The organism is Streptomyces sp. NPDC006259, assembly GCF_042870975.1.
GTDB lineage: Bacteria > Actinomycetota > Actinomycetes > Streptomycetales > Streptomycetaceae > Streptomyces.
In genome coordinates, this window is the sequence record NZ_JBIAHY010000011.1 from 55944 (window position 1) to 70329 (window position 14386).

The 14386-nt window shown below is 67.5% G+C and carries 14 protein-coding genes and 1 pseudogene; 13 read left to right on the top strand and 2 right to left on the bottom strand.

Annotation, left to right across the window (positions count from 1 at the left end):
• Positions 1 to 419: 419 nt before the first annotated feature.
• Together ACFYO5_RS34465 and ACFYO5_RS34470 are read right to left on the bottom strand one after the other, a co-directional pair.
• Positions 420 to 749 (bottom strand): hypothetical protein, encoded by a 330-nt coding sequence (locus ACFYO5_RS34465; RefSeq protein WP_388716618.1) that lies wholly within the window; start codon positions 747 to 749, stop codon positions 420 to 422.
• A gap of 409 nt (positions 750 to 1158) precedes the next feature.
• Positions 1159 to 1842 (bottom strand): hypothetical protein, encoded by a 684-nt coding sequence (locus ACFYO5_RS34470; protein WP_388716621.1) that lies wholly within the window; start codon positions 1840 to 1842, stop codon positions 1159 to 1161.
• 545 nt (positions 1843 to 2387) lie between these two features.
• Here ACFYO5_RS34470 and ACFYO5_RS34475 point away from each other — a divergent pair.
• The 13 genes and pseudogenes from ACFYO5_RS34475 to ACFYO5_RS34535 all read left to right on the top strand — a co-directional run bounded on the left by ACFYO5_RS34475 (position 2388) and on the right by ACFYO5_RS34535 (position 14291).
• Positions 2388 to 2882, top strand: coding sequence for a hypothetical protein (locus ACFYO5_RS34475; RefSeq protein WP_388716624.1), 495 nt, complete (start codon positions 2388 to 2390; stop codon positions 2880 to 2882).
• A gap of 306 nt (positions 2883 to 3188) precedes the next feature.
• Complete coding sequence (locus ACFYO5_RS34480) at positions 3189 to 3377, top strand: hypothetical protein (protein WP_388716627.1); 189 nt, start codon at positions 3189 to 3191, stop codon at positions 3375 to 3377.
• Positions 3374 to 4168, top strand: coding sequence for a hypothetical protein (locus ACFYO5_RS34485; RefSeq protein ID WP_388716630.1), 795 nt, complete (start codon positions 3374 to 3376; stop codon positions 4166 to 4168). Before ACFYO5_RS34480 ends, ACFYO5_RS34485 begins: the two co-directional genes overlap by 4 nt.
• 314 nt (positions 4169 to 4482) lie before the next feature.
• Positions 4483 to 5892, top strand: coding sequence for a hypothetical protein (locus ACFYO5_RS34490; RefSeq protein ID WP_388716633.1), 1410 nt, complete (start codon positions 4483 to 4485; stop codon positions 5890 to 5892).
• Between the two features lie 37 nt (positions 5893 to 5929).
• On the top strand, positions 5930 to 6691 hold the full coding sequence (locus tag ACFYO5_RS34495; protein ID WP_388716636.1) for a hypothetical protein: 762 nt from the start codon (positions 5930 to 5932) through the stop codon (positions 6689 to 6691).
• Positions 6692 to 6933: 242 nt separating this feature from the next.
• On the top strand, positions 6934 to 7692 hold the full coding sequence (locus tag ACFYO5_RS34500; RefSeq protein ID WP_388716639.1) for a hypothetical protein: 759 nt from the start codon (positions 6934 to 6936) through the stop codon (positions 7690 to 7692).
• Between the two features lie 735 nt (positions 7693 to 8427).
• Positions 8428 to 8892, top strand: a pseudogene (locus ACFYO5_RS34505) (Eco57I restriction-modification methylase domain-containing protein); the annotation flags it as partial.
• A 298-nt stretch (positions 8893 to 9190) separates the two neighbouring features.
• Positions 9191 to 9775, top strand: coding sequence for a hypothetical protein (locus ACFYO5_RS34510; RefSeq protein WP_388717186.1), 585 nt, complete (start codon positions 9191 to 9193; stop codon positions 9773 to 9775).
• Positions 9772 to 10083 (top strand): hypothetical protein, encoded by a 312-nt coding sequence (locus tag ACFYO5_RS34515; RefSeq protein ID WP_388716641.1) that lies wholly within the window; start codon positions 9772 to 9774, stop codon positions 10081 to 10083. The genes ACFYO5_RS34510 and ACFYO5_RS34515 overlap by 4 nt, the downstream gene beginning before the upstream one ends.
• Position 10084: 1 nt before the next feature.
• Positions 10085 to 10426, top strand: a complete 342-nt coding sequence (locus ACFYO5_RS34520; protein ID WP_388716644.1) for a hypothetical protein — start codon at positions 10085 to 10087, stop codon at positions 10424 to 10426.
• A 92-nt stretch (positions 10427 to 10518) separates the two neighbouring features.
• Positions 10519 to 11736, top strand: a complete 1218-nt coding sequence (locus ACFYO5_RS34525) for a hypothetical protein (protein ID WP_388716646.1) — start codon at positions 10519 to 10521, stop codon at positions 11734 to 11736.
• 416 nt (positions 11737 to 12152) lie between these two features.
• Positions 12153 to 13343: a hypothetical protein gene (locus ACFYO5_RS34530; RefSeq protein WP_388716649.1), complete on the top strand. Its 1191-nt coding sequence runs from the start codon at positions 12153 to 12155 to the stop codon at positions 13341 to 13343.
• A 141-nt stretch (positions 13344 to 13484) separates the two neighbouring features.
• Positions 13485 to 14291, top strand: a complete 807-nt coding sequence (locus tag ACFYO5_RS34535) for a YgjP-like metallopeptidase domain-containing protein (RefSeq protein WP_388716652.1) — start codon at positions 13485 to 13487, stop codon at positions 14289 to 14291.
• Positions 14292 to 14386: the final 95 nt, after the last annotated feature.

A 14386-nucleotide genomic window follows, 5' to 3' on the forward strand; every position in this document is an offset into this window, starting at 1 on the left:
TCGTAGTGTGCTGCCCGACACGAGAGTGCACTTGAGGTTGTGAGCCCCGGGAGAGGGACCTCAAGCTCACCGCGCGGAGACAGTGCCGCTCGGAGGTCCGCAGGCTCGTGGGCATGCCGGCAGGCTCGACCGTTCACCTCTTCGGCGCCCGGCTTTCGACTGTTTCGAAGGCTCTCAAAGTCACAACGCGCAGGTCAGACACGCTGTCAACTCTCACTTCTGCTGGCGTTTCTCAGCAGTCGAGATGGTGGACGAGATCGTGACCGCCCTGCGCCACGATGCCGCCCAGGCCCTGGCCGCGCAGGGCGTCGGTGCCGAGGACAGAGTGAGGCCGGACGATCAGCTCGCCCATGATGAGCTGATGGGTGCGGGCACGCAGCAGTATGCGCCGGACGCAGGCGAATTCTTGCGGGCCCTGCTCACCTCTCCTCCAGATATGCGGTGATGCGGGCGGCGGTCGGGTCGAGGTATTGGCGCTGCGTCGCAGCATGAAGGATTCGGCCGAAGATCGAGAAGGTCAGCCGGAGGTAGCCTCGGCCTCGCTTCTTCAGCAGGATCGTGCCGTACTCCTCGCGCTTCTCGATGCGCCATCCGGCGAACACCGCCGCCGTAAGGACGCGGACCTCGTTGTCGCTGCGCCCCTCGCGGTTCTCCGGACTGGCGACAGTCGGTAGCGCCAGGCCCTGGGCGACGGTGGCGGGCAGATTGGCCGCGAACGGGGCCGGTCCGGCGGCCTGAGGCGGCAGCATGTCGCCGGCGATGCCGCCTGCACGGGCCTGGAGCCATCGGCAGCCGTAACAGACGCCGGTGAGGCCACGACAGCGGCGGTGCACAAAGCCCTCACAACGGCGGCACCGCACCCGGAGCTCGCCAGCAGAGTCCTGTCCGCACGAGTCGCAGCCTCGGAGGTAACTCACCAGCACTTCCTTCGGTTGTCGCGCCTGCTGCACAGATGGTTGATTGCAGGCGGCTCCGAGTGCAGCGGACGGGACGGCCTCGCCCACCTGCATCCCGAAGCGGGGCCGCCCTGGCAGCCCGGGTGTTGGGGCTGCTACGGGTCGCGCGGCGGGTGTGTTGGACAGGGCGGGGCTGGAGCGGCGGCCGCGCCGCTGAGCCTGCCCGACTATCCCGTCACGGTGGAGCTGAAGCCCGTGCTCATCACGCCTTCCTGGCATCAGAATCCGCGTCGACCGAGTGTGCCATGGCGTCGGATTCAGCCAGGTACGACCGCAATCGCTCGGCCCGCTGCTGGAGCGTCGTTGACAGCTCCTCTATCTGGCGTAGGTCCTGGAGTGCTCCCTTCCGGCGCCACTTCGCGCCACGCGCGTACAGGCGGTCCATCCGGCCCACGAGCGCCTCATCCGCCTCATGCACCTGGATCACCGCGCGAATGACGTGCTGCGTCTTCGCTGCTACGAGGGCTGATGCCTCGGCGTGCGTCCAAGGCCCTGTCCTTCGCTGGACCGTGAACTCGCGTGCGTCCCCGCCCCGGTCAAGTTCCAACCCGGTGCACAGCGTCTCCACCCCATCGATGGTCAGGACGCCGTCCGTTCTGACAGGGGAACCGTTGATCGTCTGCTTGGAGCCGTACCGCCCGACGTGGACGGCGAATCGGGAGGGCACGAGTTCCCGCACGGTCTCGGTGGGCAGAAACAGATCCGCGCACTTCGTGTCAGCGAACAGCGGATCGATATTCACGTGCCCTTCGACACCGCGGCCGCTCAGTGCGTACGTCGTGCGCCACGGCCAGAAGCGCAGCCTGTGCTCGGTGATCTCCTCTGTCGAAGCGCGTCGGATCGTGACCGTGCCGAAGACCGCGGCGATCTTGTGCTGTTCACTCATGGGTTCCCTTGCCGTCTGTAGGTGACTGCCGCTTGGAGGCTGAGCACCCCAGCAGATCACTAACCCTACTTCAATAAATCCAATTATGCAATAGACGGGGCCGAATGAGGCGCCTCCGGCGATGAGTGCGTGAACCCGGAACGCGAGGGGTTACCGGCGAGGGCGCAGGTCGGCGAGGTGAGCGCCTCGCGCTCACACCCCGCCTTGGAGTCCCGGACCTGCCGTCCACTCCTTAACCCGAAGTCCCGCTGACTCAAGCGGGGCCTGAATCGATAGCGCCCAAGCCGGAGGGCTTGTCGACTCCCACCCTCGACTACGCCACCCAGTGCGCGTGATTGCTTAAATGGATTTACTGCTGTAGAGTCGAGGTGTTGCGGCGGATCGTTTTCGCCCGTCGCCCCGCGTACCACCGTGAAGGAGCCGCCTCGTGCGGCTCAGCCTCCGCCTCCCCTCCCAGCACGGCGGAGGCTCCGGGCCCGGGCGCGCCTCCCCCTGGCCGTCCGGGCCCGCTCCCTCAACTAACCTCTTCCCAAACGGAGTTGACCTTGCAGTTCATCATGAGCACGTGCAGCCTCGCTCGGCTCGACCAAGCAGCGATCCGCGCTGCCAGTCAGCGGTCGACAAGTGGTCAAGCAGGCCATGTCGGCAGCGGGCCGTCTCTATACGCCACCTTCGCAACCGCCGAGCGCGCGAGGAGCATGCTGCGCCAGGTGCTCGGGTTGAGACAGTGGGTCGCGGTCATCAGCAGGACGGACGATCTCCACCACCTGGGTGAAGGCTCCATTGGCCAGGCCGTTCGGCTACGGGTTTCGGAAGGATCGGACCCCCGCGAGTTCCTCGCAGCGTACGACAGCGACCGTTGCTTCATCCTGAGCGTCATCGCTCCGTGCCCGCAGTGCGCGGCGCCCGTGCCCACGGTGCGTATCGGCAGTCTGGCCGATTACGGCGACTGGCTCAGCAACGCGCCGAACCTCGCTGAATCCCCGCTCTACCGCACGTCACCCGCCCACCGCGGCGGCTGTCCGCTCTCGCGCGAGTAGCCAGACCCACGAACAGCAACCCGACCCGCGGTGTCCGGCGACCCGTGCACCGCGCACTGAACCAGATAGAAGCAGTACCGATGACCCGCTCGTCCTCCCCGTTCCCGCAGGCCGAACAACACATCACCGTCGTCACGGTGCCGGCTCCCCGCCGGCTCACCGAGAAGGAGCAGGTCTTCCACGACGGGCTCACCGAGCACCTGCTGTTCGCGCTACCGATCGCCATGCTCGAGGTGTGCCGCATGCCGGCCCACGCCTTGGATCCGCTCCGGGCGAAAGCGGCCACCGCCATTGGCAGCCGCGGCGATGCCCTCCCAGTTCCAGAAGACGAAGCACACCGCCGAGGCCGGCACCCAACTGGACCTCGGTCTCGCGTACCTGGCGCTGATGACGCCGGGCGGCATCACCAAGTTCGGGGTGCACGCCTGTGCGGCGCCCCACGCCAACTGCCCGGCCGATGCCGGGGATTGTGACCAGACGGAAAGCACGACATGAGCACTGACACAACGACCGACGATTCCCGCCCCACGGCGCCGAAGCCGCGCCGGTGGCTCCTGACCCAGAACCGGCAGCTGCGAGCCGAAGGGATCTTCAATTGGCCGCTGCCGGCGTGGGGAGGTCGTTTTCAGGACGGCACGACATATAACGCCTGCCCGGAGGCCGGGGCTTGCGCGAAGCTGTGCTACGCCCGGGTCGGCACTTACCGGTGGCCGGTCGTGCTGGCGGCGCACGAGCGCAACATGTGGATGGTGAAGCACGCTCTCGCCGACTGGGAAGCCCAGATGTCGGAGGAGCTCCGCCACAAGCGGTACCGGGGAAAATGGATCAGGCTGCACGATTCCGGTGATTTTTTCTCCGACGAATATCTTGAGGCGTGGCTGCGAATCATGCGGAATGCACCTGAGGACACCTGGTTTTACTGCTACACGAAGTCCGTATCCAGATTCCGGCGGCTGGTCGAGCCGAATCCGCCAAAGAATTTTCTGTGGTGTTACAGCCTGGGTGGAAAGGAGGACAAGCTGCTCGATCTGGAAACCGATCGCCACGCCGACGTATTTCCCAGTGTCGTGGAGCTAGAGGAAGCGGGTTATACCGATCAGACGGAGTCAGACCTTCTGTCCGTGCTGAGCGACTCGCACATGGTCGGAATCCCAGCCAACCGGATCCCGATGCTGCTCAAACGGCAGGGCAGCGAGACCTTTTCCGGCTTGCAGCGAGCGCTGGACAAGAAGCTCGCGGAGAAGCGGCAGCGCGCCGCCGAAGCCGCCCTTGACCTCGCTTCCTAACCTTCCACTTCACACGACCGCACGCGCCGGCACAGGACCGCACCGCGTCGGCGCGACACCTGGAGCGGGCCCCGGAGCACATGCTCCCGGGCCCGCTCGTACGCCGTCCCATGGACGGGTCAACCCCGACCCGCCCGTGAATTGCTTAATTGTATGTATCGCTGTACGTTGTGACCCTGGTCTCTCCCTGCGTCACTTCGGCCTACCGGCGGAATCGTGGGAAGGGGCCGCTGGCCACGTACAACAGCATCACTCGCCGGCACGTCACTCCGCCGGCAGGAGACGATCAGGCCACGCAGGCCCTGGAGCAGACGATGATTCCCGCAAACTCAAAGATCAAGCAGACCACTCTCGAGAAGATCGCTAAGCGATACAAGGTGGGCGGTTCGACCGCGGCCTCCTGGTCGCTCGAGCCGACGTTTCCCGGCTTCCTCGACAAGGGCTGGGGCAAGACCCAGCTGTACGACGAGACAGCCGTCGACGAGTGGGTCCTGGAGCACAAGCCGGAGGCCTGGGTCGCGGCTCACCCCAAGCAGAAGCAGAAGGCCACCGCGCTGCCTGCCGGCGATGCGAAGGACCTCCTGCCGCTCAAGCTGATCGGACAGCTTGAGGGCCGCTTCCTCTCCCGCGAGGCCACGCCGATCGCGACCCTGCGCACCTACATCTCCAAGGGCGACCTCGCCCGGCCCGATCGGCGCCCCGGTGATGGGGGCAAGCCGGAAGTGAAGGAGGACATGTGGTTCCGGGAGACGGCCTACGCCTACATCACCCGTCGGCGCAACGTCCGGCGGAAGAGCGGTGGCGACGAACAGCGGGAGCCGAGCGAGTTCCTGCAGCGGTACTTCGCGGAGAACCCTGGCCTGCTCACCCTTGAAAAGATTGCCGAACTCGACGGCCAGGAGCACGGGCGTAAGCCGACCGCGCTCACCACTCTCAAGATCTACATCTCGCAGGGCAAGCTGGCGCGCCCCGACCGTGTTCCGGGCGACGGCAAGGAGCCCGCGGTCGAGGAACGGATGTGGGAGCCCGAGACTGCCCTGCCGTACCTCTGCCGACCCGCGAGCAGGCGCAGCCCGGCGAAGGCCGCCGAGGACGAGTCCGCTGACGTGCAGCCGAGCGAGTCCTTGAAGCAGTATTTCGAGGAGAACCCGGGCCTGCTCACTCTCGAAAAGATCGCCGAGCTGGACGGCCGGGAACAGGGTCGGCCGAAGGCCACGGCGCTGTCGACCCTGCGTGTCTACATCTCGCAGGGCAAGCTGGCACGGCCCGACCGCCTTCCGGGCGATGGCAAGGAGCCCGAGGTCGACGAGCCGATGTGGACCCCGGAGGCCGCCCTGCCTTTTCTCGCCACACCGCGGCAGGCGTCGCGAGGGAAGGCGGCTCCCGCTACGCCGGCCGCACACGAGCTCCGCAAGCCGAGCGAGTTCCTGGAGCGGTACCTCAAGAAGAATCCGGGCCCCCTCACCCTCAAGGTGATCGCCGAACTCGACGCGCGCGAGCAGGGCCGCGAGAAGCCCACGGCTGAGTCCACTCTCAGGGCGTACATCTCACGCGGCGTACTGGCGCGGCCCGATCGGCTCCCGAACGACGGCAAGACGCCTGCGGTCGACGAGCCGATGTGGACGCCTAAGACCGCTCTGCCGTACCTGCTCCGGCCGCTCGGCCGCCGCAGCTCTGCAGCGAAGGCCGCGACCGACAGCGGCCCGCAGGACGACGACCAGTAAGTTCGACGACCATCAGCCCTCTCCTCAAGGACCGTCCATGACAAGTCGCCGCATCGACGACACGGGAATCAGTGCCCGGTACGGCGCATCACCGAAGGAGACCGCCGCCTGGATCAAGCTGATCAACTTTCCGGCCGCAGACGACGACGGACTGCGGGACGTCGACCGTGTCGACTCCTGGGTGCAGGCAATGCGGCCGCAGTACTGGCCGCCCAAGTCGGAGACGGTCTCAGCCGCCAGGGTTCCTGGCGCAAAGGCGGCCAAGCCGGCGGCTGCTGCCCGTCCCGCGCCGGCCACCGAGAGCCGCTCCGAGATGGCCAAGCGATTCAACATGAGCTATCAGGCCGTGGATGTGTGGACCAAGGCCAAGGAGCGGCGCGACGCCAAGGGCAAAGTCGTGGCGACCGCCTTCCCTCCTCCCGTGTCGAAGGGTCGCTGGGACAAGGCGGCGGTGGACGCGTGGGTGCGTGCGAACAGGACCCGGGTGTGGACGGCCTACACCGGCAGTGAACCCCAGTTCGTGAAGCCCCTCCCCGAAGGGCATCCCAAGGACCTGCTGGGCATCAGCGAATACGGCGTCATCCGCGGCAACGCGCTCAGCGGAAAACCTGCACAGCGGCGCACAATGCAGGCGTATCTGCTGCGCGAACAGATTGCGGCCCCAGACCGCGTTCCAAAGGACCGGAAGCGCCCTGAGGTATTCGAGCCTATGTGGTATCGGGAGACGATCTACTCGGAGATCCGCCGACGCCTCTCACGAGGGGCATCGGAGGCGGATGGAAAGCCTCCACAGGGATAACAAACGCGCTCTTCTCAAAGATTTGCCGCAATTCCGTGTCCCGCTGAAGGCGACTACGGGAGCCCCCAACAATTCTGCTGAACATTGCTTAATTGGATATATTGCTGTACTCTCAGGCATGTGGGTGGGCGGAAGGCAGCCCGCTCCCCATTGGCCACCGTCAAGGTCGCGCCGCCGGGCTCCCCGGAACATCAGGGAAGCCCGCCGCACCGCCTTGGCCCCAACCTCCGAGGAGATCCGCGATGCAGACGGAACCTCGCCTGCCCGAACCCGAAGCACTGGAGTTCCTGGAACTCCTCAAAGGCGCCCCGTTTTCCGCGCCGTACGCGGGAGAGGTCATCGACTGGCTCATCAGGAACAGCTCGGCGCAACCCACGATGGACGAAGCCGACTTGGCACCGGCCGCACGGGCGGTCGCCACGCTGTGGCGCTACGCCGCCAGCGGCGACCCGGGGGCCGGCGAGATCTCCCAGCGCATGAGCGACGTCACGCATGCGCTCACCCTCATCCGGGATGGTCACTACGCGGCGGACCCCAGCCCTCGCTCTGCCCACCGCGGCGCACCTCCCATCCGTGGGCGGGACGTACGCAAGCTCTGCGTGGCTGTCGGACACAGCCGGAGCCTGGCAGGCCCCGGACGCGCCGTCGTGATCGTCCATCACCCTCACGACCACACCGTCTACCGGCCGCTCGGTGCACTGGTACGCTCCGGGCCCCCCGGCCAGAGCCACGAAAACCTCGGACGAGAGGTGCTGGCGATCCTGGCTCCCCATGTACGACTCGCCGACCGGCGGTCGTGCGAGGGGAGTGGAGTCCTGGTCGAGTCACGGCGCGAGGCCGTCACCGTCGCGTGGTGGTCCCCGGACCTGGCTTCGGAAACCGGCCTCGGACACGCTGAGCCATGGTCGGCCGGTGGGCTACGGTCCCTGTGCTCCACGCTCCTTCGCAGCGAAGGCATGACCATCTCCCAGTCCGACGGGGCGCTCCTCGTCTCACGGTGACGCCGGGGCCCCGCGTCATCTTCGGGCCACCGGGCCGAACCCCGACCGCCTGCGCCTTTCACATCGTTTCTGCTCGGCCTTGCCCTGGGCGCGGTCGTCGCGTTCATCACCAGGGCCTCACCGACGACCCCCAGCTCGCAACGAGCTTGGCGTGACCGTCCTCGTCCTGGTGTGGCTGGGCGAATTCATCCTCGACGTATTCCTCTGACAACACGTCACATCGACTGCTGGACAACGATCTCCATGAACGCGCCCCTGCTCTCTGCCCGCGCCCACGAGCGCCTTATCCAAAACCTGGCCACCGATATCGACACCCCTGCGGCGGCGTCATGGGCCCACGTGACCGCCGTGGCCCACCACCGCGTCCGCAATGCCCTGGTGCCCGCAACCGAGCCGCCTGGCTCGCCGGACGCCGTACGCCGGGTGATCACGGAGCTGGCGTCCGCCCACCCCGGCCTGGCCGGCTTCCTCGACCCGCAGGTGGTCCCGTTCTGGACGGCGCCCCTCACGCCGGCCGCATGGACAGTCCTTTCGGACTTCTGGGGCGGCGGAGAGGTAGTGGACGACGGGCCGCACCGCGTCGACGGCTACCGCCTCGGTGACGCCTACCAGGCGCTGTCGGCCGACGCGCGCAGGTCGAGAGCCCTGTGCCAGACGCCGCCGTGGATCGCGGAACTCCTTCTGAAGCTCTCACTGGAGCCGGCCACCGACGAGATCGGACCGCACGACGTCCGAATGATCGTTCCTGCCTGCGGTACCGGTCACATCCTTCTGGGTGCCTTCCACTCCGCCCGCGTCTACCGCCGCCGTGGCCGCGCGTACGGGGCGCCCCTCGGCAGTGAGGCGTCGATCGAGCGTGCCCTTCAATCCGTTCATGGCGTCGACCTGGACGCCTACGCGGTGCTGCTCGCCCGGTACCGACTGCTGGCCACGAGCGCCTCCATTCTGAAAGTCCGCATCGATCAGCTGCCGCGCGCGTGGCAGGTCCAGGTCGCCTGCGCGAACTCTCTGCTGGATCGTGAGGAACCACTTCTCGAGCGCGGCCGCTACCACGCGGTCGTCAGCAATCCGCCCTACATCGTGGTTGCCGATGCGCGGCAGCGTGATCTGATCCGCAAGGCGTACCCGCGGGTCGCGGCTGGCAAGTTCCCTCTGGCGCTGCCGTTTTACGAGTTGATGTTCTCGCTTGCGGTCCCCGGCGGCCATGTAGCCCAGCTCACCTCGAACTCGTTCATGAAGAGGGAGTTCGGCCGCAAGTTCATCGAGCAGTATCTATATTGCATAATTGGTTTTATTCGCGTAGTCTTTGCGGAAGCTCCGCAACGGCGGCGCGCAGCGGCTACAGCGAAGCCCACGCGCACCGAAGTCGTTCCCGCGCCGAGTGACGTACCGTCACCGCCGACCTCCGTCCCGCCTCGAGGAAACTCACCTGGAGCGGCATCGGGTCGTCGATCGGCAGGCCCCGGCACCCTCCGCCGCCTCCTCCGAGGAGTAACTCGTGAACAACGACTCCGTTCCCGACCCCGTCCCCCTCACCGAGTCCGACTGGCTGGGCCAAACGGTGACGGACCTGGCAGGCCGCCAGGGCGTGGTGCGCCGCGTCTACGAGGTCGACGCCGTCCAGGTGGCGATCCTCACCGCTGCCGTCCCGGACCCGGACACATGCCCGATCTGGGACGAGCCCCTCGATCTGCTCGCCCGCGACGGCGAGAAGGCAGCCTTCGCCGACTACTCCCAGCAGGCCTACGAAGTCGGCCGCCTTGAGATAGCCGTCTTGCGGGGCTATACCCCTCCAGCCGAGACGAACCGCTACCGCGCATTGCGCAATCGCGTCACGCGGTACCCCAAGGCCCAGAGCAGTCTCCATTTCGCGCTGATCGCCCAGGTCCGGGCAGGGGACCGCGTGATCGACTACCTCCAGAACTGGCAGGGGACGGTCCTCGATCCCGACCCCCTCCCCCGGATGTGCTTCCGCCCCAAGATGACCGTCCGCCTCGACGAGGCACACCGCGACGAGAGGTGGTCCGACGGCGTCGTCGACCTCTGGACGATCACCCTCTACCCCACCCTTGGGCTCCTGTGACCATCACTGAGAAGGGCACGGCCGACAGCGGGTCATGCCGTATCGCGCCACACCGGCACTTCATCCCCGGACTCGCCCTGACGGCAACCGCCTCCGCCGGTCTCGGCATCACCGCCCAGGCCGCGACGGGCATAGTGCCGCCGCAGGCTCCCGGCGTCGCCTTCGCGATCGACTCCCTGGCCCGGATGGCCACGTATTCGGCATACGGCATCGCCGTCGCCGCCACGGCATCACTCATCACCTTCGCGGCCGCGGCGAAAGCCAGGGAAGGCCGCTCACGACATCGCACAGCAGAAGCAAGGAAATGAAATGACCAGCACACCCACGGCCCCGAACACTCAGGCCCGGACCACGGTTCCGGCTCCCGGCCACACAGGCCGCGGCTCCATACGCAAGTTCCTGGATGCCGGCATCCATCCGGCGACGCTGCGCCCGCTCGCGGCCGGGATGCGCTGCGCAGAGTGCGTTCACCTCTACCTCAAGGTGCTCGACAACGGGTCCGAGCACAGGAAGTGCGGCCTGGTGGCCGGCACCGGCCGCCGCAACGGAGGCCCCGACATTCGCGAGGAGACGCCTGCGTGCGTAGACATCGCGAAGGTGACCGCGCCCGTCACCCAGGAGAGCCGCAAGACCGCGGGCGGAACCTTCTAGCAAATTGCATAATTGGATATAACACGGTAGTTTTAGGGGATCGCTGGGTGATCCAGCGCCCCCTTTGCGTTCCATCCTGACGAGGTTGTCCTGTGACTCCCCCATCCCCATGCCCCGACCGAGGCACGTTTTCGTCTCCCGGCCCGGCCCCTGAGCCGACCTTCACCCTCCCCGGCGTCTCATCCCGGCTGCTCCCCCCGCCCAGCGACTACACCAAGGCGGAACTGATCCCGCTCCTGGCGCGCGCCCGCAGCGGCCCCGAGGCTCCACGGACGCACTACACGCGTACCGACTTCCGGTCGGCCTCCTCCCTGGCGGACCGGATCACGACAGAGATCGAGTCGGCCCACAGCGAAGTGCTGCGCGCGGCCGGACTGATGGGCCTGGTGCCGATGGCACTCGGCGAGGACATCGACACCTCCCGTATGCCGCGTCCGCGCGGCGGTCTCGGGGACGAGATGTTCATCGGGCGAGCAGAGATGGTGGCCGCCGTGCGGCAGTGGCGCAGGACGAAAGTCGCCTACGACCTTGATCCCGATCTGTCGGAGAGCCTGGTCGACATGGAGATCGACACGGAGTTCCCCGGCGAGGTTCTGCGGCATCTCCCCCACCCCGACCCGCTGTTCATGCTCAGGAAACCGGCCGTGGTCGCCGACAGCGAGGGCGCGCCATCCGAAGTCCTGGGCTTTCTCGTGGTCGGCCGCCCGGCTCTGCGCGGCGTATGCAGCACCTCCGAGATCACGGACGACACCCCCATGTACCTGGTGAGCGCTCTGGTGCGCCCCGCCCACGGCCGACTCGGCTCAGTGCTGCTGTTCGCCAATGCGGCCACCGGGACCACGACGGTCAGCAAGATGGTCGACGACAGCGTGAGCCTGACCGAACTGGCCGAGGGCGGGCCCCGGTCGGCGGACACAGCCACCCTCGGCTACGTGCGGCGCCTGGCGGTGCTCGTCATCTCGCACATGCTCTATATGTGCAGCGACCGGCCCGATGTGATGCCGACGCCGTCGGCCGCCCCGATGCGCGGCCGCCACAACGCCAAGGGCGGACGCCCCGCGACGGTCTACCAGGTGGGCTGGAGGCTGGGGCCAGCCATCGCGGCGTTCAACAGCAAAGTCGCGCGACTTCGTGAGCACGCGGTCGCACTGGGCGGCTCCGTCCTGCCTCACATCCGACGCGGTCATCCGCACACGTTCCTCCACGGGCCCGGCCGGATCTGGAAGAAGGTCCGCTGGGTGGCCCCCACGCTCGTCAACGCGGCCGCCTTCGGCGACGAGGCGCAGGGAGTGATCATCCCGGTGTTCTGAGTCGCCGCACCGACCTACGCCCCTGCCTCCGGCGGCGGAGAGCCGAACAAGCCTCCGCCGCCGCCGTCCAGAAAGAACAAGCCGCCGCAGACGTCGACGCCCTATGCGAGGCCGCGCTCGCACACGTCGCACGGGATCTGGCCCTGCAGATCGCCGAAGCGCGGCAGCGATGCGATGCGGCACGGGACTGGATCACCCGTGACAGCCTCCTCCACCAGCCCCGGTGGCTCGTGTACGCGCTCGCCACCGTGCTAGGCAATCCCAAGGACACCAAGGCAGCTCACGGATACGCGCGTTCCGGGGGCGAGAAGTCCAGAGTTATTGCATAATTGGATTTGTAGATGTAGTTTATTAGGTGCCGGTGCGGCTTACTCGCCCCGCCTTCTCGCACACGCACAAGCTACTGACGAGGCATCATGCACACCCTCGGCTCACTGCCGTCTCCCGTCGTTCACACCTGGACTCCCCCTGAGCCCAAGCGCCTTCCCGAGCTGCGCCAGGCCATGGAGGAGCACCAGCGCACGCGCTTCGGGCTGCTGAACATGGCTGAGTCGCTGCGGCGCGGCAGTTCCTCCCTGTACCCGTACCTCCCCGGAGCCCCGGACCCTCACTCCGCCGCCTCGCTGGTCCTGTGCGGGCAGGAGTCGCAGCGGCTCCGTGACGCCCGCCTCTACTTCGCCGACGGGGACATGACCGGGCTGGCCGTCGCCGCAGGGCGGACGGCACCGACAGAAGAGATCACCACGGACCGTCTGCCCTCCCCGAGCGGCCTGATGGTCTTCGCCGATCCCATCGGCTCGTACGACCGCAAGGCCGGCGGACCGGATGCTCCCGAGCACCTTTGCGAGATGAGCGTGCCGACTCCGATCGTCGGCGTCTCCTGGTCCCTGTGGAGCCCGGATCAGGTCTTGGGGGGAGCCGCTCGGTGGTTCGCCAACACGGTGCACGGCAGGAGGCTGATCGAACCCGGCCGCCAGGGCATCTGGCTGACGTTTTACACGGCCGGGCGGATCTACGACACGCTCGACCCCGACGCGCTGCTGCCCCTGGACGAGCACAGCGCCGTACGGGCGGGCGCCATAGCCGAGTTCTACCGTCGGCAGCCGGAGCTCATGTGGGACAACGAAACGGTGCTGCTCAAGGGCGATCGCTTCCCCGATTCCAGCACGCCGCTCGGCACGACGGGCGCCTGGGCACAGATCGTGTACACCGCTTGGCAGCTGATGGCCCAGGAGGGCAAGCACGCGTGGACCGAGAAGGAGGTGGTCCACCGCGACCGGGCCGGGCGCAAGCGCGATCGCCGAGAAGGGCTGAGTGAAGGTGACGTCAACGTCGTCCGGCTGCTGCCCCGCCACCGGCCCTCGCCGGATGCCGTTCAGAAGGACCAGCAGGCGAGCGAGCCGCGCCGGGCGCCGAGTACGGCCTTCCGCTGGGAGGTCGCTCCCTACCGCAGCCCCAACCGGTGCCTGAACACGCGCGCCCACCCCGACGGCTGTGCCCATGCCGAACGCATCATCGCCGGTCACCACAACGGCCCCAAGGGCATGCCTGTACGGCCCGCCAAGGGTCCTGTTCACGTCTGGGGCAAGATCCCCAATCCCCGATAACCACCCGGCCGTACGGCCCTGGCGGGAGTCGAAGACTCCCGCCAGGGCCGCCGCCGTACGCGTTGCCCGCCGGTGCGCAACTGCAGGACGCGCCGGCGGGCGCCGGCGTCCACCACCAACCCTGACGAAAGAAGTTTCTCCGTGACACCGACCGCCGCCCCGGACGGCTCAGAGGCCGACACCCTCATCCATGACATCACCGCGGCTCTGGAGGCCGACGGCACCCTCGACGCCGGCACCTTCGACGTTGTGATGTCGCACCGGCGAACGCAGCACGCGCTCACGACACGACTGGACGGCCGACGTGTTGTCCGCGTCCTGCCGACGTCGACCCCGAGCGAGATCATGCGGTTCGTCCGGCAGAACGCCTCGCTCCTCGAACTCCACGCCCAGCGCATGGCCGAACGCGCCCCACTGCACCCTGACAAGCACCTCGCGGATGGATGCAAGCTCACCTGGCTGGGCACTCCTGTCCGCCTCTACCTGGTCGACACCCCCGTCCCGGTTCACCTCCGGCAGGGAACGGGCGCAGGTCTGCTTGTGGCCTACCGCGGCGACATCACGCGGCAGGGCGCACGGCCGATCATCGACTGGTACGCACGGGCCGGCCGCGCCTGGCTGGAGACGGCGGCGCCGGCCCGCTGGTCCCGCCTGCGGACCCGGCGCCCGCTGCCGCAACTCGCGGTTCGGGACATCGGCCGCCGGCACGGCGGCATCTATCAGGAGCACGCCCACGAGCTGACGCTGCACTGGGCCGTCTTCCAGCTCCCGCCGCTCCTCCTGGAGTACGTCCTGGTGCACGAGCTGGTGCACGCAACCCGTCCGCGCGGCCGGTCCCACGGGCCGGAATTCCGGGTCCGGCTACGGCGTGCGCTTCCCGATGCGCCGGCCCGCCACGAGCAGTTCAAGGCCGCGTTCCGGCTTCTCTGGATCGGCGACACCAGTTAGATTGCATAATTGGAAATATGTAAGTACTGTTAGCGATCCGTGGGAAGAGCCTCCGGCCGACGTGTCGTCGGATCGCGCCCTTCGTCTACGAACAT